Origin of the sequence: Lewinella sp. IMCC34183, assembly GCF_003390915.1 — a bacterium.
Taxonomy (GTDB): Bacteria; Bacteroidota; Bacteroidia; order Chitinophagales; family Saprospiraceae; genus Neolewinella.
Map to the genome: position 1 here is coordinate 382,754 of NZ_QMEM01000003.1, position 24,181 is coordinate 406,934.

Sequence of the window (24,181 nt, forward strand, 5' to 3'; positions counted from 1 at the left end):
GTAGTATGCTTAGTGTTCTACCCGGTTGCTCTCGTAGGCCTCGATCTTGTCCTGCTGGCTCAGCAGGAAGTCGATGTCGTCGTAGCCGTTGAGCAGACAGGTCTTTTTGTATTCGTCGATTTCGAAACCGGTCACGGTGCCGGTTTCCTCATTCTTAAAGGTCTGGGCCTCCAGGTCCACCGTGAAGCGAGCGGCGGGCTTCGCCTCAATGGTGCGGAAGGTCTCGTCGAGCACCTCGGGGCTCACGATGAGCGGCAGCAGGCCGTTGTTCAGCGCATTGCCCCGGAAGATATCCGCAAAGTAGCTTGACACCACCACCCGAAAACCGTAATCCGCCAGCGCCCAGGCGGCGTGTTCCCGACTCGACCCACAACCGAAGTTGGCGCCCGCCACCAGGATCTCTCCCGAGTAGGTGGGATTGTTCAGCACGAAGTCGGGCCGCGGGTGCTCCAGTTTATCGTAGCGCCAGTCGCGGAAGAGGTTATCCCCGAATCCGTCCCGCGTCACCGACTTGAGAAAGCGGGCGGGAATGATCTGGTCGGTGTCGATATCCTCTATGGGTAGGGGGACGGCGGTGGAGGTTAGTGTCTTCAGCGGTTTCATCGGGGAAATATACAATTTACAATGTACCAGGTACGATTTACCAATTAGCCCAATCCATAGGCGGGCTGAGCAATTTGCGCTTATTTCCGGTGCCTACGCAGCTGCACTATTCCGCTCCGTCAACTTGCGTGTGCTGGCTATAAATATGGCGACCAGTTCGCTCGATTCCTTCAGCAACGGCTCCACTTTCCACTTGGGCAGATACTCCATATGGTATATGTAGCGAAGTTCCGCCCGCGCCTCGCGTAGCTCTTTCAGCAACACTTTCAGTTTGTGAAGAAAATCTTTAGTTGATTCGGCAGAACGGGCCTCGGGATAGTGAAAGCCTGCGTGCGTACTTGCCCGCAATAATTGATCCGCTACCAGTTTGGCATCCCGGTAACGCCCAACAGGTACTGCGCGGCAGAGTAACGTACACCGCACGCCGAATCTAATCAGGCGGTGCTCCAATTCATCGGGGGTCATGCTATTCTCTTAAGTGGACACCCAAAGTAGATAATCCAGCAAAAAGATACAAATAGTTAGTACAAATTACTGTCGCTACAAATTGTACTTAGTAGATGGTAAATGGTAAATCGTACTTTTTGTACCTAACCCGCATAATTAACTAAGCCATTCCCCTAACATCAACAATCTTCCCAGCCACAGCAGCAGCAGCCGCAGTAAGCGGACTGGCCAAAATCGTCCGGGCGCCCGGTCCCTGCCGGCCCTCGAAGTTGCGGTTGGAGGTGGAGACGCAGTAGCGGCCCGCGGGGATCTTGTCCTCGTTCATGCCCAGGCAGGCCGAGCAGCCGGCACCACGAAACTCGAAGCCGGCGTCGGTGTACACCTTGTCCAGTCCCTCGGCGATGGCTTGCTTGGCGACCTGCTGGGAACCGGGCACGACGATGCCCGTAACGTTCTCGTGGATCTGCTTGCCCTTGATGAGCGCGGCGGCCAGGCGCAGGTCCTCGACCCGGCTGTTGGTGCAGGAGCCGATGAAGACGTAGTCGATCGGCATACCCTCCATCTTGTTGCCGAGCTCCAGGCCCATGTATTCCATGGCCTTCTTGAGGGTAGCGTCGCCGTGGATCTCGCTCTTGGTAGGTATGGTTTCGGTGACGCCCATGCCCATGCCTGGATTGGTGCCGTAGGTGATCATCGGGGGGATGTCCTCGGCCCGGTAGGTGTATTCCTGGTCGAAGACGGCGTCCGCATCGGTGGGTAGCGTGCGCCAGTAGTCGACGGCGGCGTCCCACTCCTCCCCTTCCGGGGCGAATTCGCGGCCCTTGATGTACTCGAACGTCGTCTCGTCGGGGGCAATGAGCCCGCCGCGGGCACCCATTTCGATGCTCATGTTGCAGATCGTCATGCGGCCCTCCATGCTCAGGTTACGCACGGCACTGCCGGCGTACTCCACGAAGTGTCCGGTGCCGCCGCCGGTGCCCAGCTGGGCGATGACGTACAGGATCAGGTCCTTGGCCGTCACGCCGGGCTGTGGTTCCCCCTCGATGTTGATGCGCATTTTCTTCGGCTTGCTCATCAGTACGCACTGGGTAGCCATCACCTGCTCGACCTGGCTGGTGCCGATCCCGAAGGCGATCGCCCCGAAGGCGCCGTGGGTGCTGGTGTGGCTGTCGCCGCAGACCATGGTGATGCCCGGCCGGGTGATACCGAGCTCGGGCCCGATCACGTGTACGATACCCTGGTAGGGGTGGCCGAGGCCGTAAAGCTCCACGCCGAATTCCTCGCAGTTGGTGGTGAGCATATTTACCTGCTTGCGGCTCAGGGGCTCGGCGATGGGCTTGTGCTGGTCCTTGGTCGGCACGTTGTGGTCGGCGGTGGCCACGATGCGGTCGGTCCGGAAGAGCGGCAGCCCCCGCTCGCGCAGCCCGTTGAAGGCCTGCGGACTGGTGACTTCGTGGATCAGGTGCTTGTCGATGTAGAGGACCTGGTTTCCACCGGGTACTTCGGTTACGACGTGAGCGTCCCATACTTTATCGAACAGGGTGGGCATGTCGGTATAGTTTAGTTCTTGGTTCTTCCCCCGTAGCGGGACCGCCAAATATACGGACAAGGGCGGCGGAGCGCAGGTGCTGGGCTCGTCTAGAATAGGGGGGAAGTCCGGTTCCTGACTTCAGGATCATCGGAGTAGATACCGGGTCGGTTGCTGCTGTTCTTCCGCAGCTACCTGGTCTGTCTTTCGTGAATGATTACGCCGACTGGTCATCGACGACCAACCCCCATGCTTTTCACTTGCTGCGACCTGACAGGTATCAGCTCAGAAAGAGGGCGAGGGCTCCGACACCAATAGACAGGACCAGGAAAAAGATGACGATAGTGAGAATAAAGCGCCGTTCGGCGTTGGAAATGTCCATTAGGTTTCCGGCTTTCATCCACCGTAAGGAATCTTCCCTTTCCTCCTTCACGCCGCTACGCCCTCCATCATGCGTTCCAGGTCGCTGTCCTCCACTTCCTTCTTCTCGTCGGCGACGCTGAGGAACTCCTGGTAGGCGCTGTCGAGCTGCACCTTGGTCAGGTTGTAGCCGAGCAGCTTGAAGCGGTAGGCCAGCGCGGCGCGGCCGGAGCGGGCGGTAAGGACGATCTTGCTCTGGTCGACGCCCACCTCGGCGGGGTCGATGATCTCGTAGGTGTCGCGCCGCTTGATGACACCGTCCTGGTGGATGCCCGAGCTGTGGGCGAAGGCATTATCGCCGACGATCGCCTTGTTGGGCTGTACCATCATGCCCATGCTCTCGCTGACCATGTGGCTGGTTTCCAGGAGCAACTTGGAGTTCACGTTGGTGTACAGGTCCAGGGCGGGGTGCTGCCGCATGATCATCACCACCTCTTCCAGGGAGGTGTTGCCGGCCCGTTCGCCGATGCCGTTAATGGTGCATTCGATCTGCCGGGCGCCGTTCTGGGCACCGGCAATCGAGTTCGCGGTAGCCAGCCCGAGGTCGTTGTGGCAGTGGGTGCTGAGGATGCAGTTGTGGATGCCGTTGACGTTGTCGCGCAGGTAGGCGATTTTTTCGCCGTACTCCTGGGGCAAGCAGTAGCCGGTGGTGTCGGGAATGTTGAGCACGGTCGCTCCGGCGTCCACGACGGCCTGGATCACGCGGGCGAGGAATTCGTTGTCGGCGCGGCCGGCATCCTCGGCGTAAAACTCGACGTCCTCGACGTAGCCCTTGGCGTGCTTTACGGCGGCTACGGCCCGCTCGATGATCTTATCGGGGGTGGTGCGCAGCTTGTACTGCATATGACTCTCACTCACGCCGATGCCGGTGTGAATGCGGGGGCGCCGGGCCGCCTTGAGGGCCTCGGCGGCGACGTCGATGTCCTTCATGACCGCCCGAGTAAGGCCGCAAACGGTGACGTCCTTGACGGTTTTGCAGATCTCCTCCACCGACTTGAAATCGCCGGGACTGGAAATCGGAAAGCCGGCCTCGATCACGTCGACGCCCAGTAGCTCCAACTGCCTGGCGATGACGACCTTCTGTTTGGTATCGAGCTTACAGCCGGGTACTTGTTCTCCGTCGCGGAGGGTGGTGTCGAAGATGTGTACTTGGTTGGTATTCATGCTGTGCAGGGCCGGTTGATTGGGCGTATTATATCTTTAGGGCGTATTCTAAACAGAACGTCGTCGATCACATAAAATTAATGCTTCCCCGGACATTACCGGGGACCACGACCTTACATTATCCCCCGTAATGGTACAAGGGTGCCCCGGCAAAAGTTCTGTAATGCTTTGGCACCCAAGACCTTACTGAAACAGTTTATACAATGCCTAAGCAGAAGACGGACGACTTACTCAAGCTGGTAGCCTCGCTCAACCGCGCGGAGAAGCGTCATTTCCGGCTTTTCGTCCGGCGTAACCAACAGGCTAATACCGAGATTCTGTTCCTTCAGCTGTTCGACATTCTCGAGCGCACCGGAGAGTACGATGAGGCCTATCTGCTAAAGCGCATCGAAGGTATCAAAAAGTCGCAGCTAAGCAACCTCAAGGCCCACCTCTACAAACAATTGCTCACCAGTCTTCGCCTCCTCAACCGCAACAAGGACGACGAAATCACCCTGCGCGAAAATCTGGACTACGCGCGGATCCTCTACAACAAGGGGCTGTACCGACAGGCCCTGGATGTCTTGGACAAGACGAAAAAACGCGCCGTCGAGATCGAGTCGCACACCATCGCCCTCGAAACCGCCCAGTTCGAAAAACTCATCGAAGGGCAGTACATCACCCGCAGCATCGAGGGCCGGGCCGAGGAGCTCAGCCGCGAATGCGAGTCGCTCACCGCCAAGATCGACGCCTCCAACGCCTTCTCTAACCTGTCCCTGCGACTCTACGGCCTTTACCTTACCGAGGGACTGGTCAGCAGCGAAGAAGAATACGCGGCCGTCGGCACCTTCTTTCAGGACAACCTCCCGGATACCAATTTTGAGGACCTCGATTTCTGGGGCAAGATCTACTACTGCCAGAGCTACCTCTGGATGCACCTGATCCGCCAGGAATTTCCCCTCTGCCACCGCTATACCCAGCGCTGGGTCGACCTGTTCCGGGAGCACCCCAAAATGATCGAGGTCAACGCCCCGCTCTACCTCAAGGGCGTCCACAACCACCTGGCGAACCTCTTCAACATGTGGCAGTACGACCGCTTCATCGCGGAACTCCACAATCTCGACCTCTTTCCCCACCAGTTCGACCTCACCAACAACGTCAACGTCGCGGGCCTCTACCACCTCTACCAGTTCGACCACCAGATCCGCCGCCACTATATGGAGGGCACCTTCACGGAGGGCCTCGGACTCGTGCCCCAGATCATGGAGGTGATCGGGGACAACCGCTACAACTGGGACGACCACCGCCACATGGTTTTCTACTACCGTATCGCCTGCCTCTACTTCGGCAGCGGCGACAACGATACGGCCATCGACTACCTCAACCTGATCATCAACCAGCGCAGTCCGAATTACCGCTCGGACATCCAGGCCTACGCCCGGATCCTCTCCCTGATCTGCCACTTCGAGATGGGCAACGTACAACTCGTGGAATACCAGGTGAAGAGCGTCTACCGCTTCCTGTCCAAGGTGGAGCACCTCCAGGAGACCCAGCAGATCATCTTCCGCTTCCTGCGGCGCATCCCCCGTATCCGCGAGGAGGACCTCCGGGAGGAGTTCATCTCGCTCAAGCAGCGGCTCGACCGCGTTGCGCAGAAGCCCTTCGAATCCCGTCCCTTCACCTACCTGGACATTCCCAGCTGGCTGGAAGCCAAGATCGACGGCATTTCCGTACAGGACGTCATCCGGCGGCAGTTCGCCGAGCAGCACGCACTCGAGGAGTCAGCCGAAGGTTAAAACCAGTTCAGGTACGGGATCAGACGCGCAGGACGGCCTCGCGGGCGGCCTGCATGGGAATGCCGATGCAGCGCTTTTCCATGTACAGCATCATGCGGTCCATGAGCTCACGCGTGTCGGGGTCGAGGTCGGCCAGCTCCTTGCGGAAGATCTTGTTGACGGCCGTGTGGCGCACCTCCTTGATCCGCTGGGGCACGTGCGACATGGCCCGCTCGATGAGGCGCGTCTGGTAGAGGGTTTCGGTTTCCTCGAGGTGACGCTCGACGATGGCCTGCGCCAGCTCGATCTCCCGACGGCGAAAGTCCATATTCTCCTGGGCCAGCACCCGCAGGTGCTCAATGGAGATGTAAGTGAAGTCGTAGGCCTGCACCGTGGCTTCGGCCACGTCGGCGGGCACGCCGAGGTCCACGATGATCTTGCCCGTGGCGGACTCCTCGCCCAGCAGTGCGGCAAGCCGTTCGGGGGTGATCAGCGGCTGAGCGGCGGCGGTACACACAAAAAGCACGTCGAAGCCGCCGCGGTAGGTGTCCAGGTCGGCCAGGCGCAGGGCGTGACCGTTGGGGAAACCGGCGGCCAGTTGCTCGGCCCGTTCCAGGGTACGGTTGGCGACCGTCACGTTGGTGTATTCCTGCTTGCGCAGGAACTTGGTCACGAGTACGTTGGTCTGTCCAGCCCCCACGAGCAGGATGCGCGACTTGCGGCTCGGGGCGTGGCGCTTCAGTTCCTGCATACTTAGGGACACCACCGACACCGACTTTTCCCCGATGCGGGTATTGGCGTAAATGTCCTTGGCGGCTAGGACGGACTGGTTGGTGATGATCCGGAGGTCGTCGCCGATCAGGCCCCAGGACCGGCAGCGTTCCTGGCACTCACGCAGCTGGCCCAGGATTTGCCGCTCTCCCACCACTAGGGAATCGATGGATCCCGCCACCTCGTAGAGATGCTTGATGGCACGCAGTCCGGCCAGGTGGCGCAGGTGCTCCAGGCCCGGGACGGGCTCGGCCAGCAACTCGCGCTTGAAGGAATCGTCAATCGTCCGCTCGGTCGTGAACAGCAGCAGCAGGCGATTGCAGGTGGAGGCATAAAATACCTCGTCCACCATACCGCGGTCCTTCAACCGGGTAAGGCGGTCACGCAAACCGTCCTGGCCCTCGAACGCAGCCACCAGCTCACCAATCTCCTTGAGTTTGGCATTACGGTGGGTCAGCGTTAAAATGTGGAAATGCTGCAGCATAGATGGGGTCGAAACGGCCACAAAGATAAATTACGGAAAAAAGGATTCTGTCACGCAGGGGTAGAATTAGTCTGGGTCTCGTAGTTCTGCGCTACCCTGCCTCCTGAATGATCGCCGAGAAGTACCAGGCGTAGAACAGGAGTAAAACGTAGCCTTCCCACCGGGTTATTTTGCGGTTGTTGCTCATAACACCAAGCAGGATCGTCATAACGATCATCAGTGGAAGGTAAACGTCTATGATGTTGTCGGGGATGACCAGCGGGCCGAAAAATCGGGGCACCGCCATGACAATAAAGGTATTGAAGATATTGGAACCCAGGGCGTTGCCTACCGCGATGGAGGCCTTGCCCCTGCGCGCCGCCGCCAGACTCACCGCTACCTCCGGCAGGCTGGTACCGACCGCCACCGCCGACAGGGCGATGACCGTGGGCGCGATCGCCAGCAGGGTGCTGATGGCCGTGATGGCGGAGATCACGTAGGTCGCCGACACGCTGACCAGCGCACCGCCCAGCAGCAGGTAGAGGTAATCCTTCCAGCTCGACGCGGGCCGGTCTTCCTTGTCGGGGCGCTCCTGGTCCTTGAGGCTGTAGGCCAGGAAGATCACGATGCCGCAGAGGAAGAGGAAGCACTCGAAGAACGACAGGCTGCCGTCCATCACCGCAAAGTACAGCAGAAAGGCACTGCCCCACAGGAAGGGGATGTCGATGTGCCACAGGTTGTATTCCAGGTCAATGTTCCGCACCACTACCGCCGTGAGGCCCAGCACCAGCGCAATATTGGTGATGTTGGAGCCGACCACGTTGCCGACTACGATCTGGCTGGCCCCCTCCAGTACCGACACGATGCTGGTGGCCAGTTCCGGCAGCGACGTACCAAAAGCCACGATGGTCACCCCGATAATGAAGGGACTGATGCCCAGGGAAAGCCCGATGCGCTCGGCCGACTCCACGAAGCGGTCGCTCGACCACAGGAGGACGGCGATGGCGACGACGAAGATGGCGATCTGGATCACTAATTCCATAGGCTAGGCGGGGCGGGGGGCGGCGGGCGTATCCGCGGTGAGCGGGACCTCCCACGCGGCCAGTGTACCCATTAGCTCCCCCCTTAGTTCAATCAGGCGGTCACCGTGGGGTCCTTTCCCGTGGAGCCGGGCGATCCAGAAGGGGCGGTAGGTCACCCAGTAGCGCAGGGCGAACAGTCCCGACAGCGGCAGGCTCAGCAGGTAGAGCCAGCCGATACCTTCCGGGTAGATCCAGTTGAACAGCAGCGTCTGCAGCAGGTAAAAGATCGGCACAAGAAACCACGAGGCCAGGGTCTGGAAGGTGGCCTTGTAGCCGCGGTCTATGCCCAGCGCGTTCCAGATGCCCCGAATGGTCAGGAGCCAGGGCAGGTGGTTGAGCCAGCCGTAGAGGAAAAGCGGCAGACCGAGCAGCAGGGCCACCGTGGGGCGGCGGCGCGGGTGGTCGCTGAAGGCCAGGTCGAGGCGGCCGTCTTCGCGGAGCAGGCCGTCGTAGCTCGCGGCCAGGGTGAACAGCCGGTCGCGCTGCGCGTCGTCGAGGTTGCGGAGCCAGGCGAGGATGGCCTTCGTGCGGTAGTGGTGCGCCGAGACCGTGAGCGGGTGGTCGTGCTGTACGCTGCGCTCGATGCGCCGCAGGCAGCGCTCCTCCTCCTTGTTGCGCGTCTGGATGAGCAGGTCCTCCATGCGCTCGCTGAGCAGGTTGGTCAGGCCGCGCACGGCCCGCATCGGGCTTTTCTCGTAGGCCTCCCGCCACTCGGCCGCCACGATGGGCTCGCCGTAGCGGACGAAGGCGCGGCTGAAGGCCGTGGTGGGGCTCTCGTAATTTACGCCGACGGGCTGCAGGGTTACGCCCAGCTTCCAGTCGTTGCGCGACTCGCCTTCCAGGGCCAGGCTGGCGGCCCCGGCCTTGATCTTCCGCAAGCGGCGTTCCAGCTCGGAGTAGGCCTCCGGGGCGATGTACATGATCTTGCCGTTCTCCAGCGCCTGGAAGGTGCGGTTGAATACCTCGTCCTTGCCGCCCTTGTCGGCACCGGCCTCCTTATCCTTGGGCCGGGCCACGGGGATACAGAAAGGGTCGATCACGAAGGCCATGGCGGGGTTGAGCCAGAGTCCGGCGTTGGCCAGGAAGTAGGTCTGGTGATCCAGGTGAATGCCGGCCATCAGCGGGTCGGCTAAGGTATTGGGGTGGTTGCCGCAGAGCAGCGTGGGGCCGGGGTGGTTGGCGTTGGCTACGCCCTCCGTCTCCATGGATGGGTAGAAGATCCGCAGCATCCAGCGGCTCAAAAAATGGAGTACCCAGAAAAAAGGTTGGGACATGGCGATGGCGTAAAAGGGGGCTGCAAAGTAGGTATAATCTAAGTCCCTCCGCTCACGCCCGGAAATCGAGCAGGTAGTCGCGTACCATTCCGTCGAAGGCCTCCCCCTCCCCGAAGTGGAAGCGCACCTCTACCGGCAGGACGAAGACCGGCAGCCGCTCGGCCTCGATGAAGTCGCGGAAGGCAAGCAGCCGCGTAGCGTCCTTCTCGGTCGTGATGATGGCCCGGTGCTTGCCCCCCAGTTCCGCGAAGCGGCGCTGCAGGTTGTCCATGTCCGTACCCGAGAAGTAGTGGTGGTCGGCGTACTCGAGGCTGTAGACGGTGCGGGCGGCGGCGCGCAGGTGCCGGAGAAGGTAGTCGGTATTGGCAATCGCGGATATGAGCAGCACGTCGATGCCCTCCTCCATGCGGAGCCGGTAGCGGTGATCCAGCAGGTAGTAGGGGGCCGCGTAGGCGTAATAGCTGAAGAAGACCCGCTGGTGCGGCAGGGGGTCGATCTCGGCCACCAGGGCGTCGGCGGCGGCGCGGTCGAGGTCGGGCGGACACTTGCTTACGACGATGATGTCGGCCCGCTCGTAGCCGCTGCGCCATTCCCGCAGCCGGCCGCTGGGCAGGAGGTAGTCGCGGGTGAAGGGTAGCTCGTACTGGGTGAGCAGGATGTTGAGGCCGGGTTTTACGGCGCGGTGCTGGAAGGCATCGTCGAGCAGCACCAGCTGGATGTCCGGCCGCCGGCCCACGATCTCCGGGATGGCGAAGGCGCGCTCCTCGGCGACGGTGACCAGCACGTCGGGGAACTTGCGGGCGTACTGCAGGGGTTCGTCGCCCACCTCCTCGACCGTCATGTCGGGCCGCACGACCATAAAGCCCCGGGTCTTGCGGCGGTAGCCCCGGCTCAGCGTAGCCAGGTTGAGGTAGGGGTCCAGCCGCCGGATGAGGTACTCGATGTGGGGCGTCTTACCCGCGCCGCCCACCGACAGGTTGCCCACGCTGATGACCGGCACCGAAAACGAGATGCCCCGCATGATGCCCCGGCGGTAGGCCCAGTTGCGAAAGCCCACCCCGGCACCGTAGAGCAGGGAAACGGGGGCGAGCAGCAGTTTGGCTAAGGTGGACTGGACCATACGGTTCGGGGTGCGGAGACACAATAGTACGGTACGGCCCTTCATCTGTCTCGGCGTACCGGCGGATGATTCTGCGCCTGGATCGTGCAGGTACGGGTTGGGGGCCTCCGGCCCGATCAAAAAGAACCATAGCGGCCATCGGGCCGGAGGCCCTCTACCCGGGGAGGGCCTCTGGCCCGAGCGCAACCCCGGAAGGCGGGCGTTACTGTACGTACAGGTAAGCGGGGGGGCTTCCCCCAATCACCGAGCCCCCTCCACTATAACGCGACCGGTGAAGCGGTACGGCACGGCCGGAAATCAGGTAGCGTAGAAGAAATCGCGCCGGGATAGTAAGCCAGCGCCCCCCAGTATGACCAGACACATCGCACCCGCGCTCGCCGCCCAGGAGATGAGGGCAGCATCCTGCTGCTCGACGGCCACGCCCACCAGCGCCCAGGCTACGGTGAAGGCGTAGATGCCGTCGCGACGCAGGCCTAGGTAGATGCCGAGGAGGGTGAGGACCACCACCAGCCCGGTGGCAACGGCTACCTCGGTAGGCGGAGCGAAGGTGACGCCGACCTGCTGCAGCGCCAACGCGGTGGAAATAACGGTAGCCGCACTGATCCAGCCAAGGTACATGGAGGGCGCGAACCACGTCCAGCCGTAGGCGGGCGGCCCTACCTCGCGGACGTGCGCCCGCAGGGCCACATAGGCACCGAGCAGGGCCACGAGATGCCAGAGCAGGTCCACCGCCCCCCACAGGTAGTTGGCTCCGAAGCTGATGGGCACGAACGCAATACTCGCCAACCCGGCCACCACCAGGAAGCGTATGGCACGCACCAGGTGCACGGTATGCCGCGGGGTGCGGAACTGAAAGGCCGCGAAGAGGATCATTCCGAGGAAAATCACCCCCCAGATGCTGAAGGCATAGCCCGCCGCGTCGATCCGGGTTTCGGTACCGTTGGTGAAGCGGTCCTGGGAAATGTCGAGAACGATCGGGAGGTAATTTGCGATGGGCACCAGCAGAAAGACGACAAGCAGGGCGATACGCCAGTAGCGGAGGGAAGCGGGGGCAGACATAACGGCAGGTTTCCGGATACAACCGTACGCCGCCTCCGGGGTTAGTTGTGCACACCCTAATAATCGATTTTCTATGCCCCTCCAGTCGCACTACGGTAAACAGGGCGTGCTGCTCGTCAACCTCGGCACGCCGGACGCCCCCACCCCGGCGGCCGTCAACCGGTACCTGGGCGAGTTCCTTACCGATCCCCGCGTGATCGACAACCTGCCCGGCGTTGCCCAGCAACTGCTGGTGCGGGGCATCATCGCGCCGGTGCGCTCCGGCATCGTCAACCCCTTCAAGGCCGGCGGCTCCACGAAACTGTACCAGGAGCTCTGGACGGAGAACGGCAGCCCCCTCAAGTACTACGGAGAGGTAGTGGCCGAACGGGTCGCCGAGGCCCTGGGGGAGGACTACGCCGTGCGGCTCGCCATGCGCTACCAGTCCCCGAGCATCGCCTCGGCCCTCGACGAGCTACTGGCCGAGCAGGTGTCCGGTATCCTCGTGTTTCCGCTGTTTCCGCAGTACGCCAGCGCCACTACGGGTTCGGTGCACCAGGAGGTGATGCGTATCCTCTCCAGGCAGCAGACCATCCCGCCCGTACAACTGGTCAACAGCTATTACGAGCAGCCCGACCTGATCCGGGTCTTTGCCGATAACGCCCGTGACCTGGGCGATCTTGACCGCTACGACCACATCATCTTCAGCTACCACGGTCTGCCGCAGCGGCAGCTGAAGAAGGCGGACGACTGCAACCACTGCTACGTACAGGACAACTGCTGCGGCAGCATCTCGCGCGTCAACCAATTCTGCTACAGCGCCCAGTGCCACGCCACCACCCGCGCCATTGCCGCCGAACTCGGGCTGGCCGCGGACCGCTACACCACCAGCTTCCAGAGTCGACTCGGTTTCGACGACTGGGCCAAGCCCTACACCATCGACGTGCTGGAGGAATGGGCCAAGGAACGTGGTGCTAAAAAGATACTCTGCTTCAGCCCGGCCTTTGTAGCCGACTGCCTGGAAACCACCATCGAGATCGGGGTGGAGTACCAGGAGGAGTTTCACAAGTGGGGCGGGGAACGCATCGACCTGGTACCCAGCCTCAACGACGATCCCCGCTGGATCGACGCACTGGTTACCATGATCCGCTCAGAAACCCGTGAAGCCGTAGCATGAACACACCGGCCTACTTCGTTAGCGGCATCGGCACCGGCGTCGGGAAGACTGTCGTCAGCGCCTTCCTGCAACTCGCCCTCGGTGCCGATTACTGGAAACCGGTGCAGGCCGGCGACCTCGACAACAGCGACTCGGACCGCGTGCGCGCGCTGACCGGCCTACCCCCCGAACGCTACTTTCCCGAACGCTACCGGCTGCGGACGCCGGCGAGCCCCCACTACTCCGCTATGCTGGATCAGCTCGAGATCCGCGTCCGGGACTTCACCCTGCCCGCTACGGAACGGCCCCTGTTGGTGGAGGGAGCTGGCGGCTTGCTCGTGCCCCTCAACGAGGACGAATGCATGGCCGACCTCGCCTCCCACCTGAAACTGCCGGTGATCCTGGTTTCGCGCCACTACCTGGGCAGCATCAATCATACCTTGCTGAGCATCGATGTACTGCGGCACCGCGGGCTGCGCGTGGCAGGAATCGTCTTTAGCGGCGGGAACAATCCGGAGTCGGCCCGCATCATCCGCAAGTTCGGCCAGGTGCCCGTCATCGCTACGCTGCCGGAACTCTTCGAACTCAACTTCACCTCGCTCATCGAGCTGGTGGGGCGTACGCGGCTTAACTTGCCGCTCGTCTGATCGTATAATTTCTTCCCATCGCCGCTCCGGAACATCCTCCCAAGGTGCTGATCGTTCGTTTTTCGTCGATCGGTGATATCGTGCTCACCAGCACGGTCATCCGCTGCGTCAAGCAACAGACCGGGGCCGAAGTACATTTCCTGACCAAGTCCGCCTTCGCCCCCACCCTGCTTCACAACCCGTACGTCGACCGGCTCTGGACCATCGACCGGGACCTCGGCGAGGTAGCCGGCGCCCTCCGGACCGAAGGCTTCACCCACCTGATCGACCTGCACGGCAACCTCCGCACCCTGTTGCTCAAGCGGCAGCTGACCACCTCCGCCCTGCTCCGCGGCCGGCGGCCGCCCCGCACCTCGACCTTCGACAAGCTCAACCTGCGGAAGTTTCTGCTTACGAGGTTCGGCATCGACCGGATGCCCCGGCGGCATATCGTAGACCGGTACCTCGCCGCGGCCGCCCCCCTCGGGGTGACCAACGACGGCGGGGGGCTGGATTACTTCATCGGACCCGGCGAGGCGGTGGAAGCCCCGGCATACCCCTTCGTCGCCTTCGTGATCGGGGCGGCCCACGCCACGAAGTGCCTGGAAGAGGACCAGCTGCGGGAGATCTGTACCCGCCTTACCGTGCCGGTGGTACTGCTGGGGGGACCCGCCGAAGCCGAACTCGGGGAGCGCCTGCGCACGGCGGGACCCCACGTACACAACGGCTGCGGAGCATACTCCCTGAACGGGTCGGCGGACCTGGTGCGGCAGGCCGCCGCGGTGATCACCCACGATACGGGGCTAATGCACGTTGCCGCCGCCTTTCGGCGGCCCATCGTTAGCGTTTGGGGGAATACGGTACCCGCACTCGGCATGTACCCCTACCTGCCGGAGGGTCCCGACTACCGTATTGCGGAAGTGAACGGACTGGCTTGCCGGCCCTGCTCCAAGATCGGATACGCGAGCTGTCCGCAGGGCCATTTTCGGTGCATGCGCGAACAAGACCTGCCGGCGATCGCGCGGGCGGCGCTACTCGCGGTCGAAGCGTAGTTCCTGGAGAACCATCCGGTCGCCCTGCTTGGCCACGTAAATGTAGACGCGGAAGGCACCGTTGCTGGTGGAAAGATTACCGATGCAGTACTCCGCGTTGTCGGACTTTGAGGAACCCTGGTGTACCTGACTGAACCCGGAGGGCGCATTGGAGGCGAAAAAGGCCGCTAGCTTTTGCTTGGCCTGATCGCGGGAGTACAGGTTCTCATCCTCCAGGAGACTCAGTTCCACCTCGTTGTCCATCAGGGAGGCCAGGGCTTCCGTATCGCCCTTGCCTAGCGCCTGCGTGATAGTGCCTAGCGATTGGGCGTGGACCGAGTCTCCCGCCACGAGGGGCGAAAAAAGTACGGCCAGGATGATGAGGAAAGCGTTCATACTGCTGAAGAATGGTGAACGGTAAAACGCCCGTTCGGTGTGCTGGGTTAATAAGATGACGTTAAAGTAACGCGTACGGGGGAAACGTGCGACATACCGGGCACATTAGTAGTTTAACATATGAGTGAAGTTGCCGTTCTATCCCCCCGCCGCCGCCCGCGCAGAAATTGTCGGCCGATCCGGTTGGAGGTTTCCCTAAAAGATTGTTACCTTTGCGGGCCGCAACGAGCGGTCAAAACTAAAGCAGCCATGGACGCCATCTCCTTCGTACACGAACAAGTCAGCAAAAAGAAAGACTACCCCGCCTTCCGCGCCGGTGACACAATCGTGGTCGACTACATCATCACCGAGGGAGAAAAGTCCCGGATCCAGCAGTTCCGGGGTGACGTCATCCAGATCAAGGGTGAAGGCCTCACGAAGACCTTCACCGTGCGCAAGATGTCCAACGGCGTAGGTGTTGAGCGTATCTTCCCCATGTCCTCCCCCAGCATCGACAAGATCACCGTCGTCAAGAACGGCAAGGTGCGCCGCAGCCGCCTGTTCTACCTCCGCGATCGCGTAGGCAAGAAGGCCCGGATCAAGGAGCGTCGCGTCTAGCACGTTTTCGTTCTTCCGGCCACTGAAAAGCCCGCTTTCCTCCGATGGGGGAAGCGGGCTTTTTCCGTTGGTTCGTGAGCCGGTTTACCGCAGGCAGACCACCAGGCTGCGGGCCCCGTGCGCCCCGATGACGAGACTCTGTTCGATATCGGCCGTCTTGCTTGGTCCGGCGATCCACACCCCGAAGCCGGTGGCGTCGATCTGTACCCGCCGGTAGGCCTGGTGCATCGTACCGACGAGCAGTTCGCGGTCCAGTACCAGGATCAGGTGCTGGGTGATGAAGGGAAGGACGCGGTGTACACACTCCGCCTCGCTCACCCACAGTGCACCGTTCTCGGCTACTCCGATGCGGGCGGGCAGGATGGCCAGGTCCACGCCCGCCAGCTGCAGGGGGTCGTCGATCGCCGTGACGTCGAGGTTACCTTCCAGGCCCGGCAGGGTCGAGACCACCGTCTCGGCTCCGGTAGCTGCGACGTAAGCAGCCAGCTCCCCGGCCTCGACGAAGGTGGTCTTGCTTGCGGCGAGGACCGTGCGAAAGGCCTCCTCCCACTCTTCCGGAGCCGGCGGCGGGTCGGGGGGAAGGGTCGGCAGGGGGCGGGGGCCGGGTTTGGCGGCGCGGATGCCGGCCAGGATGGTTGCTTTACTGCTCATGGTCTTTTCGTTGGTTCGCGTACCACTCCTTAAAACTTTCCCCGGGGACTTCGGGAAGCTCGCGGGTTTCCCCCCAGGGATTGAAGCGGTTGTACACCAGGGCCCGGGGCGCCAGCTTCAGGGCCACGCGGGCCGCCTTTCCCATGAAGTTGTAGGCCCCGTCGCGGCTGAGTACCGCGCCGGCCCCCAGCAGGGGCAGTCGCTTTCCGTTTTCCAGGTGCCCCTCCTCGCTGACGATCTGCCGCCATTTGTACAGCTGGTCGTGGATGTCAATCTTGACCGGGCAGACGTCGGAACAGCTTCCGCACAGCGTGGAGGCGAAAGCCAAATCACCGTGCTTCTTCAGGTCGATCCCCGGAGACAGGATACTGCCGATAGGGCCGGGAATGGTATGGTCGTAGCTGTGCCCCCCGCTGCGGCGGTAGATCGGGCACGTATTCATGCAGGCGCCACAACGGATACACTTGAGGCTGTTGCGGAAATCCTCCCGCCCGAGCTGCTTGGTGCGTCCGTTGTCAACGATCACCACGTGCATCTCTCCCCCGGGCTTCGGCCGGTGGTGGTGGCTGGTATAAATAGTGATGGGCTGCCCCGTGGCGCTCCGCCCCAGCAGGCGCGTGAAGACACCCAGGTGCTCCGCCAGGGGAATGACCTTCTCAATGCCCATGCAGTGGATCTGGACGGGGGCGAGGTGGACGCCCATGTCGGCGTTGCCCTCGTTGGTGCACACCACGATGCCGCCGGTCTCCGCGATCGCGAAGTTGACGCCCGTGATGGCGGCCTTGGCGGCCAGGAACTTTTCGCGCAGGTGCTGTCGCGCGGCTTCGGTGAGGTACTGGGGATCGCTGGCGCCCGCGTCGGTGCCGAGCTGCTCGTGGAAGAGCTGCCCGATCTCTTCCTTCTTCAGGTGGATGGCGGGCATCACGATGTGGCTCGGCGGCTCCTTGCGCAATTGAATGATCCGCTCGCCCAGGTCGGTATCGACCACCTCGATGCCCTGCTCTTCCAGGTAGGTATTGAGGTGGCACTCCTCGGTGAGCATGGACTTCGACTTGACGATCCGGTCCACGGCGTGCCGCTCGAGAATGCCGTGTACGATGCGGTTGTGCTCCGCGGCGTCGGCGGCCCAGTGTACGGTGACGCCGTTGGCCGTAGCCTGCCGCTCGAACGCTTCCAGGTAGGTATCGAGATTACTGAGTACGTTGTCCTTAATGTCGGATCCGAGCTGGCGCAGGGCTTCCCACTCGGGGATGCCCGCGATGATGGTGTCGCGCTTGGAGCGGACGTGCCAGAGGGATTCGTCGTGCCAGTTGGCCCGGGATTCGTTCCGTAAAAAGTCGGCGGCGCGTTTGGCGTGGGTCATAGGGGAAAGATACGGCCGGGAGGGTGGCAGGGCATACGGTACTGTCCGGTTCCCTGGCGGGGGCGGAAGGCACCCCATGGCGGTGGGGTTGTGGGGTTACGCCGTAAACTTTAACACTTCACCGTAATACTATCGGGCCGACAGACGTTTAGTAACCCGTCTGACGAACAAATCAGTCGCCTTTTCAGGTACCCGGTACGGCCACGTCGGCCGCCGCAGGACCTGCTTTTAAACCAAACTTACGCCACATGGCAACCTATCAGAATAGTCCCGCTCCCAGGCCCCAGAAGAACCGTACGCCCCTCCTGGCCGGTATCATCGCCGTCCTCCTGATCGCCGTCGCCGTCCTCGGGGTCAGCTTCATGAACCGCGGCACGGAGAACGCCCAGCTCTCCACGGAACTTGTGGAGATGGAGCAATTCAAGGCGCAGGCCGAAAAGCAATACTACGAGTCCCTGGCCGAGCTGGAGGAGATGCGCGGCAGCAACGATGAGCTGAACGCGCTGATCGATCAGCAGAAAGAAGAACTGCGCCTCCAGAACGAGAAAATCACCAGCCTGACCCGCGACAGCCGCAACCTCGGTGCCGCCCGCAAGGAACTGGCCGACCTCCGGACCAAAGCCAGCGGCTACCTGGCCGAGCTCGAGGAACTCCGGGAGCGCAATGCCCAGCTCACCGAAGACCGCGACCGCCTCGCCAACGAGCGCGACCTGCTCAACAACGACCTGCAGGTCAGCCAGCAAACCAACGAGCAGCTCAACAGCGAGCGTGCCGTGCTGGTAAGCGAGCGTGAGAAACTGGCCAACCAGAATTCGGCCCTGAGCCGGAAAGTGGACGTCGCCAGCGTCATCAAGACCAACAACGTGACCGTCGAAGGCCAGAAGCAGCGCAACAGCGGCCGCTGGGTAGGCCGTAACAACGCCAAGAACGTCGAGCGCATTTACGTCTGCTTCAACAGCCTGGATAATGCCGTCGCCGAACCCGGCGAGGAAACCTTCCAGATGCGCATCATCGACCCTACCGGCTCGACCATGAGCATCGAGGCTGAGGGCAGCGGCGTACTGACCACCAGCGATGGTGAGCAGGTACCCTACACCAAGAACGTACCCTTCAGCTTCGAAGGCGATGCCGCCAACCACTGCGCCGAATGGAACGTGCCCGGACAAGAGTACGCCGAAGGTATCTACACCATCGAGCTGTACAACAAGGGTAACCTGGTGGGGAACACCCAGCTGGAGCTCAAGTAAGCCTATCCGCCAACGCGGAGGTAATCAGGGCCGTCTCCCGGAGTGGGGGCGGCCCTGTTATCTTTACGCCGTGACCGAAGCCGACTCCACCGCCCAGGAACGGCTGCGCCAGGACTTTGACCTGCCCCGCGGCCGCCTCACCGAAGCCGAATTGCTCGACTGGCTCGCCCATCGGGTCGCCGAACTGCTGCGTACGCGACCGGGATTCCTCATGAGCCTCTGCTATACGCTGGACCTCTCGGAGGCGCGCGTACAGGCCGCCCTCCACCCCGCCGCGCCGCGCCCGGCCCACGAAGAGCTGGCGCGACTGCTCTACGAGCGGCAATGCCGCCGCGCGGCCACGAAACGGTCCGTCCCCGCCCCACCCCTTTCCGATCCCAACGCCTGGTAAGCCATGCGCGACCGCATCGATCCCCTGGCGGACTACGCCACCGCCCTCAGCGGACCCATTCCCGATTACTTACTGCGGCTCGAGCGGCAAACCTACCTCAAGACCATCGCGCCCCAGATGATGTGCGGCCCCGTGCAGGGCCGGCTGCTGGCCCTGCTCTCCCGGCTCGTCCGCCCCACGCGCGTGCTGGAAATCGGCACGTTTACCGGCTACGCCACCCTCTGCCTGGCCGAGGGGCTGGCCCCCAACGGCCGGATCGAGACGATCGAAGGCGACCCCGAGATCGCTGCCCGCGCCGCCCGTAACTTCGCGGGCAGTCCCTTTGGCGACCGTATCGACCTGCTCCGCGGCGACGCGTACGACCTGCTGCCCACCCTGCCCGGCCTCTACGACCTGATCTTCCTCGACGGCGACAAACGCGGATACCCCCGGTACCTGCCCGTACTAGTGGAACGCCTCCGTCCGGGTGGGCTCCTGATCGCCGATAACGTCCTCTGGGACGGAAAAGCGGGACGCAACACCACCGACCCGACAGCCGCTAACTTGCAGACGTACAACCAATTGGCGGCTGCTCATCCCCAATTATCGGCCTTAATTCTACCGATTCGGGACGGTCTGTCCATATGCAGGAAAAACTAGTAAACATATAACGGGTGTATCGACATATAATAGCGAGTGTAATATTCACATTCGCTATTTAACCATTAAATTCACACCCATGCTTTTTGTAAAAACCAAAGACAAACTATCCGGAAAAGAAGTAAAACTGCGCTACCAGGAATACGGCAGCGGCAAACCCGTAGTCTTCATCCACGGCTGGCCCCTAAGCGGCGACATGTTTGAGTACCAGATGGAACCGCTGAGCCGCGAAGGCCTGCGCTGCATTGCGTACGACCGTCGCGGTTTCGGCTTTTCCTCCAAGGTAGGTGACAGCTATAACTACGATACCCTGGCCGATGATCTCCACGCCTTCCTGACCGAGCTCGACCTCCACGACGTAACGTTGGTTGGTTTCTCGATGGGTGGCGGCGAAGTAGCCCGCTACATCGGCAAGTACGGAGAGGACCGCGTCTCCGCGGCCGTCTTCATCAGCGCCGTTACCCCCTATATGCTCGATACCGACGACCACGATGGCGTGGAGTGGAGCGTTTTCCAGGAGATGATCGACGGCATCCGCAAGGACCGCCCCGCATTCTTCTCCTCCTTCGCCAAGAATTTCTACGGCATTGGTATGTTGAGCCACCCCGTCAGTGACCAGTTCCTGCACTGGACGCAGCATATGGCCATCCAGGGTTCCAGCCGCGCGGCCATCGACTACATCGAGGCCTTTGCCAAGACCGACTTCCGCAACGACCTCAAAAAGATCACCGTTCCTTCCCTCATCATCCACGGTGAGGACGACAAGATCGTTCCCATCGAGGTCGGTGGTAACGCCACCGCGGAACTACTTCCCAAGGCCATCTACCACAAGTACGCCGATGCGCCCCACGGACTTTTCTACCCCCACCGCGAGCGGCTCAACCGCGACCTATTGTCCTTCATAAAAACGAAGGCCAGCGTCGACCGCAAGGTGGCCGTTCACTAGGCGCACTTCGCCCTTAGGACCGAATAAAAAACCGGCCGTCCCCTCGGGGGCGGCCGGTTTTTTCTTGCCGGTCACTGACTGGGAAACCGCTAGGCCGTCACGGAAGCCTCCTCCTCCTTCGGTAGGCCCTCCACGCCGTTCACGGTCGTGTACTTGAAGCTGAGCTTCTTGTCGGGGTAGATGTAGCTGAAGGCCGACTGTACCGCGAGCGTGCCCTCATGGAAGCCACACAGGATGAGCTTGAGCTTGCCGGGGTAAGTATTGATGTCGCCGATGGCGTAGATACCCGGCACGCCGGTGCTGTAGTCGCGGGTGTCCACCTCGATCGCGTTCTTGTCAATGGTCAGGTTCCAGTCGGCGATCGGACCGAGCTTGGGCGATAGGCCGAACAGGGGGACGAAGTGGTCGACGGCCACGTTCTCCTGCTCTCCGTTCTTGTGCTTGACGGTCACCGCCTCCACGTGGTCGTCGCCGACGATACCCACAGCCTGGGCGTTGGTCACCAGGTTCACGCGCCCGGCCTGGGCCAGTTCGTGTACCTTCTCCACGCTGTCCAGGGCCCCGCGGAAGCTGTCGCGCCGGTGGACCAGGGTGACTTCCTTGGCCACGTCGGCCAGGAAGATCGTCCAGTCCAGGGCGGAGTCGCCACCACCGGCCAGGAGTACGCGCTGGTCGCGGTACACTTCCGGGTCGCGGATCACGTAGGCCACGCCGTTGTCTTCGTACTTCTCGATGTTGGGAATCGGCGGCTTACGGGGCTCGAAGCAGCCCAGTCCGCCGGCAATGCAGATGACGGGGGCTTCGATGACGGTGCCGCGGCTGGTGGTCAGACGGTACAGCTTCTCACCTACCTTTTCCAGTTTCTCGGCCCGCTCGCCCAGGGTGAATCCGGGGTTGAAGGGCTTGATTTGCTCCATCAGGTTGTCGACCAGCTCCCCGGCCAGTACGCTGGGGTAGCCGGGAATGTCGTAGATGGGCTTTTTGGGGTAGATCTCGGTAAGCTGACCGCCCGCCTGGCCGAGGCTGTCTACCAGGTGGCAGCGCATCTTCAGCAGGCCGGCTTCGAAGACGGTAAAGAGGCCGACGGGTCCGGCGCCGATGATGAGTATGTCCGTGGAAATCATATAATTATCTTTTACTATCAACAGTTGGGGTCAAAAAAGGCTCACTACAGGTGCAGGCCGCACTCGTCCTTGTCGCTGCCCGCCCAGCGTCCGGCACGCCCCTGCCCGGGACGCGTGCAGTGGGTACAGCCGATCGAGCCGTAGCCCAGTTCCTCGAGCGGGTGGCGCGGGAGCTTGTCCTTTTCGAGCAGGTACAGGAACTCGCCTTCCTCGATGTCGATGAGGGGGTGAAAGTGGATAAGTCCGTCCACCTCCTCAAAGATTTCCATGGCCGCCCGGTTCATGGTCTGGTAGCTGTGCACGCCAGACATCCATACGCGGTGGCGCGCCTTTTCGGCCCGCAGGGGCAGCACTTTGTTGTAGTGGCAGCACCGACCGGGCTGCGATTTCCACATCTCGGTAGTGCGGGTGAGGGCGTGGCGCTCGGGGTCGGGATGGATCTCTACGACCTGCAGGCCGGTGAGGTCGGCCAGCGTCTGCTTATAGGCCAGCGTCTCGGGGAAATGGTAGCCGGTGTTCAGCATGTGCACCTTCTGGGCGGCGTTGGCGCGGCTTACCAGGGTGAGCATGACGACGGACTTGGTACCGAAGCTAGAGGTGAAGAGCACCTGATCGACCGGTACGTAATCGTACAGTCTCCGAATACGCTCCTGGAAGTCCAGGGGAGCAAATTCTTCATTCAGCGCCGCGATATCGAAGGAGAGGGCGGCTTTGGGGTGGGGTAAACTCATTATTAATTCAGGTTTTCGTTCCCCCCGTTTTCGGGGTGGGGCGGGGGCGCGGGTGCAGTGTCGTCGGGTGTGGCGGCGGCCGCCAGCAGGCAGCTGCCCCCGGGACATCGGCGACCCGCCCGGGCCGAGGCAAGTAAACCGGCCGTCAGGCTGTTGAGTTCGCGGACCTTGGACTGGAAGTCGCCGGTGAGCCGGTCACGGAATACTTTCAGGTTATCGATCAATTCGGTCGTTTCCCCCTCCGGCAACTCCGCCTCAAGCCACTGCCGGAATCGCTTGGCGAAGGTCGGACTCTGGCCGTTGGTGCTGATGGCCACCTTGAGCGGACCGCGGGTGACGATACTGCCGAGGTAAAAATCACACAACGCGGGGGTATCGGCGATATTGGCCAGTCGGCGGGCGGCCTTGGCGGCTTCCCACACCGCCCGGTTCACTTCGGGGAAGTTTGTGGCGGCCACCACCAGGTCGACGGGCTGTACGTCGTCCGGCCGAAACTGCCGCCGGTACCAGGTTACCCGCCCCCCGGCCGCCGTATGCCACGTCCCGGCGGGAGTTTCGTTCCCGAAACCAGTATTTCCCGTGCTTCCGCCCCCCCCCGGCACCTGCGTACCCGCCTCAGATTCGTAGCGGTCCAGCAGGGCGGTCAGCTCCTCCCCCATCCAGGGGGCCACCACCGACACCCGGGCGTTGGGGCTGCTCTTCAGGATAAAGCTCAGCTTCTCCTCCCCTACCTGCCCGGCACCTACGACGAGCATCTCGAGGCGGTCGAGGCGGAAAAAGGCGGGATAGAGGGGATTGGTCATAAGCGTTTAAATCTGAAATGTTACGTCGGAGATCTGAGACTTAAATTACTGTAGCACAGGCTATCACGCTTGCTTTAAAATCCTTATGCTGCCGTACCGTCTCCCCCAGTACGATGATGCCGGGCCCCCTGTCGCGCTCGGCAAGCACGCGCGGGGCGATGTCGTTGACGGTCCCTACCCAGCAGCGCTCGTCGGGGCGGCTGCCGTTCTGGATGACCATGGCGGGCAATTCGCCACGCCCCTCGGCGTCCCAGAGGGCACAGATCTGGTCCAGCCGGCCCAGGCCCATCAGGATGATGACGGTGGCATTGGACCGCGCGGCGCGGAAGAGGTCGTCGCTCAGCCCCCCGTCGCGGGTGTGGGCGGTGAGCACCCAGAAGCTGTCGGCGTAGCCACGGCTGGTCGGTGCCACGCCCTGCAACTCGGGCAGGCTGATACAGCTGCTGATACCGGGGACTACCGCTACCGGGATCCCGGCGGCTTCGGCGTGGACCTTCTCTTCCTGTCCGCGCCCGAAGACGAAGGGGTCCCCGCCCTTGAGGCGGACGACGTGGCCATACTCGCGGGCGGTGGTGACCAGAAGTTCGTTGATCTCTTCCTGTTTGCGGTAGTGGCAACCGGCCCGCTTGCCGACAAAGATCCGCTGGCAGTGGGCCGGCGTCTCGTCCAGCAGCTCGTCACTGCTCAGGGCATCGTAGAGCACGACGTCGGCCGTGGCCAGTGCGCGCAGGCCCTTGCGGGTGATCAGGTCGGGGTCGCCGGGGCCGGCGCCTACGAGGGTGATGCGGGGGATATGGGTAGTGGTGTTCATTTCCG

At 62.1% G+C, this 24,181-nt stretch carries 25 protein-coding genes; 9 read left to right on the top strand and 16 right to left on the bottom strand.

Annotated features, from left to right (window positions below):
- Positions 1–9 precede the first annotated feature (9 nt).
- The 4 genes from leuD to DQG19_RS09185 all read right to left on the bottom strand — a co-directional run bounded on the left by leuD (position 10) and on the right by DQG19_RS09185 (position 4,162).
- Positions 10–603, bottom strand: coding sequence for a 3-isopropylmalate dehydratase small subunit (leuD, locus tag DQG19_RS09170; protein WP_116125954.1), 594 nt, complete (start codon positions 601–603; stop codon positions 10–12).
- A 93-nt stretch (positions 604–696) separates the two neighbouring features.
- Entirely contained in the window at positions 697–1,068 is a 372-nt protein-coding gene (locus DQG19_RS09175; protein WP_116125955.1) for a four helix bundle protein, read from the bottom strand.
- Positions 1,069–1,210: 142 nt separating this feature from the next.
- A complete protein-coding gene (gene leuC, locus DQG19_RS09180) occupies positions 1,211–2,599 on the bottom strand; it encodes a 3-isopropylmalate dehydratase large subunit (protein ID WP_116125956.1) in 1,389 nt (462 codons plus the stop codon).
- Positions 2,600–3,007: 408 nt separating this feature from the next.
- On the bottom strand, positions 3,008–4,162 hold the full coding sequence (locus tag DQG19_RS09185) for a 2-isopropylmalate synthase (RefSeq protein WP_116125957.1): 1,155 nt from the start codon (positions 4,160–4,162) through the stop codon (positions 3,008–3,010).
- Between the two features lie 203 nt (positions 4,163–4,365).
- Between DQG19_RS09185 and DQG19_RS09190 the strand changes: the two genes are divergently transcribed.
- Positions 4,366–5,937: a hypothetical protein gene (locus DQG19_RS09190; protein WP_116125958.1), complete on the top strand. Its 1,572-nt coding sequence runs from the start codon at positions 4,366–4,368 to the stop codon at positions 5,935–5,937.
- Between the two features lie 19 nt (positions 5,938–5,956).
- Here the strand turns inward: DQG19_RS09190 and hemA are convergent, their stop codons facing one another.
- The 5 genes from hemA to DQG19_RS09215 all read right to left on the bottom strand — a co-directional run bounded on the left by hemA (position 5,957) and on the right by DQG19_RS09215 (position 11,685).
- Positions 5,957–7,192 (bottom strand): glutamyl-tRNA reductase, encoded by a 1,236-nt coding sequence (hemA, locus tag DQG19_RS09195; RefSeq protein ID WP_157974414.1) that lies wholly within the window; start codon positions 7,190–7,192, stop codon positions 5,957–5,959.
- 70 nt (positions 7,193–7,262) lie between these two features.
- Positions 7,263–8,192 carry a calcium/sodium antiporter gene (locus DQG19_RS09200; RefSeq protein ID WP_116125960.1) on the bottom strand — a complete coding sequence of 310 codons (930 nt, stop codon included), beginning with the start codon at positions 8,190–8,192 and terminating at the stop codon, positions 7,263–7,265.
- A 3-nt stretch (positions 8,193–8,195) separates the two neighbouring features.
- On the bottom strand, positions 8,196–9,506 hold the full coding sequence (locus tag DQG19_RS09205; RefSeq protein ID WP_116125961.1) for a 1-acyl-sn-glycerol-3-phosphate acyltransferase: 1,311 nt from the start codon (positions 9,504–9,506) through the stop codon (positions 8,196–8,198).
- Between the two features lie 52 nt (positions 9,507–9,558).
- Positions 9,559–10,626, bottom strand: coding sequence for a tetraacyldisaccharide 4'-kinase (gene lpxK / locus DQG19_RS09210; protein ID WP_116125962.1), 1,068 nt, complete (start codon positions 10,624–10,626; stop codon positions 9,559–9,561).
- A 297-nt stretch (positions 10,627–10,923) separates the two neighbouring features.
- Positions 10,924–11,685 (bottom strand): hypothetical protein, encoded by a 762-nt coding sequence (locus DQG19_RS09215; protein WP_116125963.1) that lies wholly within the window; start codon positions 11,683–11,685, stop codon positions 10,924–10,926.
- A 73-nt stretch (positions 11,686–11,758) separates the two neighbouring features.
- Here DQG19_RS09215 and hemH point away from each other — a divergent pair, with 73 nt between their 5' ends.
- Genes hemH through DQG19_RS09230 form a run of 3 tightly spaced genes read left to right on the top strand, consistent with a single transcriptional unit; the run spans position 11,759 to position 14,498 of the window.
- Positions 11,759–12,841: a ferrochelatase gene (hemH, locus tag DQG19_RS09220; protein WP_116125964.1), complete on the top strand. Its 1,083-nt coding sequence runs from the start codon at positions 11,759–11,761 to the stop codon at positions 12,839–12,841.
- Complete coding sequence (bioD, locus tag DQG19_RS09225) at positions 12,838–13,467, top strand: dethiobiotin synthase (protein WP_116125965.1); 630 nt, start codon at positions 12,838–12,840, stop codon at positions 13,465–13,467. Before hemH ends, bioD begins: the two co-directional genes overlap by 4 nt.
- A 44-nt stretch (positions 13,468–13,511) precedes the next feature.
- A complete protein-coding gene (locus DQG19_RS09230) occupies positions 13,512–14,498 on the top strand; it encodes a glycosyltransferase family 9 protein (RefSeq protein ID WP_232826470.1) in 987 nt (328 codons plus the stop codon).
- On the opposite strand, the gene DQG19_RS09235 is transcribed toward DQG19_RS09230, so the two are convergent.
- Entirely contained in the window at positions 14,478–14,873 is a 396-nt protein-coding gene (locus DQG19_RS09235; RefSeq protein WP_116125967.1) for a DUF4783 domain-containing protein, read from the bottom strand. The two genes, DQG19_RS09230 and DQG19_RS09235, sit on opposite strands and share 21 nt — an antisense overlap.
- A 249-nt stretch (positions 14,874–15,122) precedes the next feature.
- On the opposite strand from DQG19_RS09235, the gene rplS reads away from it, so the two are divergent.
- A complete protein-coding gene (gene rplS / locus DQG19_RS09240) occupies positions 15,123–15,470 on the top strand; it encodes a 50S ribosomal protein L19 (RefSeq protein WP_116125968.1) in 348 nt (115 codons plus the stop codon).
- Positions 15,471–15,554: 84 nt separating this feature from the next.
- On the opposite strand, the gene DQG19_RS09245 is transcribed toward rplS, so the two are convergent.
- Positions 15,555–16,121 carry a lactate utilization protein C gene (locus DQG19_RS09245; protein WP_116125969.1) on the bottom strand — a complete coding sequence of 189 codons (567 nt, stop codon included), beginning with the start codon at positions 16,119–16,121 and terminating at the stop codon, positions 15,555–15,557.
- Entirely contained in the window at positions 16,111–17,484 is a 1,374-nt protein-coding gene (locus DQG19_RS09250; protein WP_116125970.1) for a lactate utilization protein B, read from the bottom strand. Before DQG19_RS09250 ends, DQG19_RS09245 begins: the two co-directional genes overlap by 11 nt.
- Positions 17,485–17,732: 248 nt before the next feature.
- Between DQG19_RS09250 and DQG19_RS09255 the strand changes: the two genes are divergently transcribed.
- From DQG19_RS09255 to DQG19_RS09270, 4 genes are all read left to right on the top strand, one after another.
- Complete coding sequence (locus DQG19_RS09255; RefSeq protein ID WP_116125971.1) at positions 17,733–18,731, top strand: hypothetical protein; 999 nt, start codon at positions 17,733–17,735, stop codon at positions 18,729–18,731.
- 70 nt (positions 18,732–18,801) lie between these two features.
- On the top strand, positions 18,802–19,122 hold the full coding sequence (locus DQG19_RS09260) for a hypothetical protein (protein WP_116125972.1): 321 nt from the start codon (positions 18,802–18,804) through the stop codon (positions 19,120–19,122).
- 3 nt (positions 19,123–19,125) lie between these two features.
- Positions 19,126–19,761 (top strand): O-methyltransferase, encoded by a 636-nt coding sequence (locus DQG19_RS09265; protein ID WP_116125973.1) that lies wholly within the window; start codon positions 19,126–19,128, stop codon positions 19,759–19,761.
- Positions 19,762–19,840: 79 nt separating this feature from the next.
- The gene (locus DQG19_RS09270) at positions 19,841–20,707 is read left to right on the top strand and encodes an alpha/beta fold hydrolase (protein WP_116125974.1); all 867 of its coding nucleotides are present in this window, start codon (positions 19,841–19,843) and stop codon (positions 20,705–20,707) included.
- 89 nt (positions 20,708–20,796) lie between these two features.
- On the opposite strand, the gene DQG19_RS09275 is transcribed toward DQG19_RS09270, so the two are convergent.
- From DQG19_RS09275 to cobA, 4 genes are read right to left on the bottom strand one after another with little or no spacing between them, the layout of a single operon-like run.
- Complete coding sequence (locus tag DQG19_RS09275; RefSeq protein ID WP_116125975.1) at positions 20,797–21,831, bottom strand: NAD(P)/FAD-dependent oxidoreductase; 1,035 nt, start codon at positions 21,829–21,831, stop codon at positions 20,797–20,799.
- 44 nt (positions 21,832–21,875) lie between these two features.
- The gene (locus tag DQG19_RS09280) at positions 21,876–22,562 is read right to left on the bottom strand and encodes a phosphoadenylyl-sulfate reductase (RefSeq protein ID WP_116125976.1); all 687 of its coding nucleotides are present in this window, start codon (positions 22,560–22,562) and stop codon (positions 21,876–21,878) included.
- Positions 22,563–22,564: 2 nt separating this feature from the next.
- A complete protein-coding gene (locus DQG19_RS09285) occupies positions 22,565–23,365 on the bottom strand; it encodes a bifunctional precorrin-2 dehydrogenase/sirohydrochlorin ferrochelatase (RefSeq protein WP_116125977.1) in 801 nt (266 codons plus the stop codon).
- A gap of 40 nt (positions 23,366–23,405) precedes the next feature.
- Positions 23,406–24,176 (bottom strand): uroporphyrinogen-III C-methyltransferase, encoded by a 771-nt coding sequence (gene cobA / locus DQG19_RS09290; RefSeq protein ID WP_116125978.1) that lies wholly within the window; start codon positions 24,174–24,176, stop codon positions 23,406–23,408.
- Between the last annotated feature and the right edge of the window lie 5 nt (positions 24,177–24,181).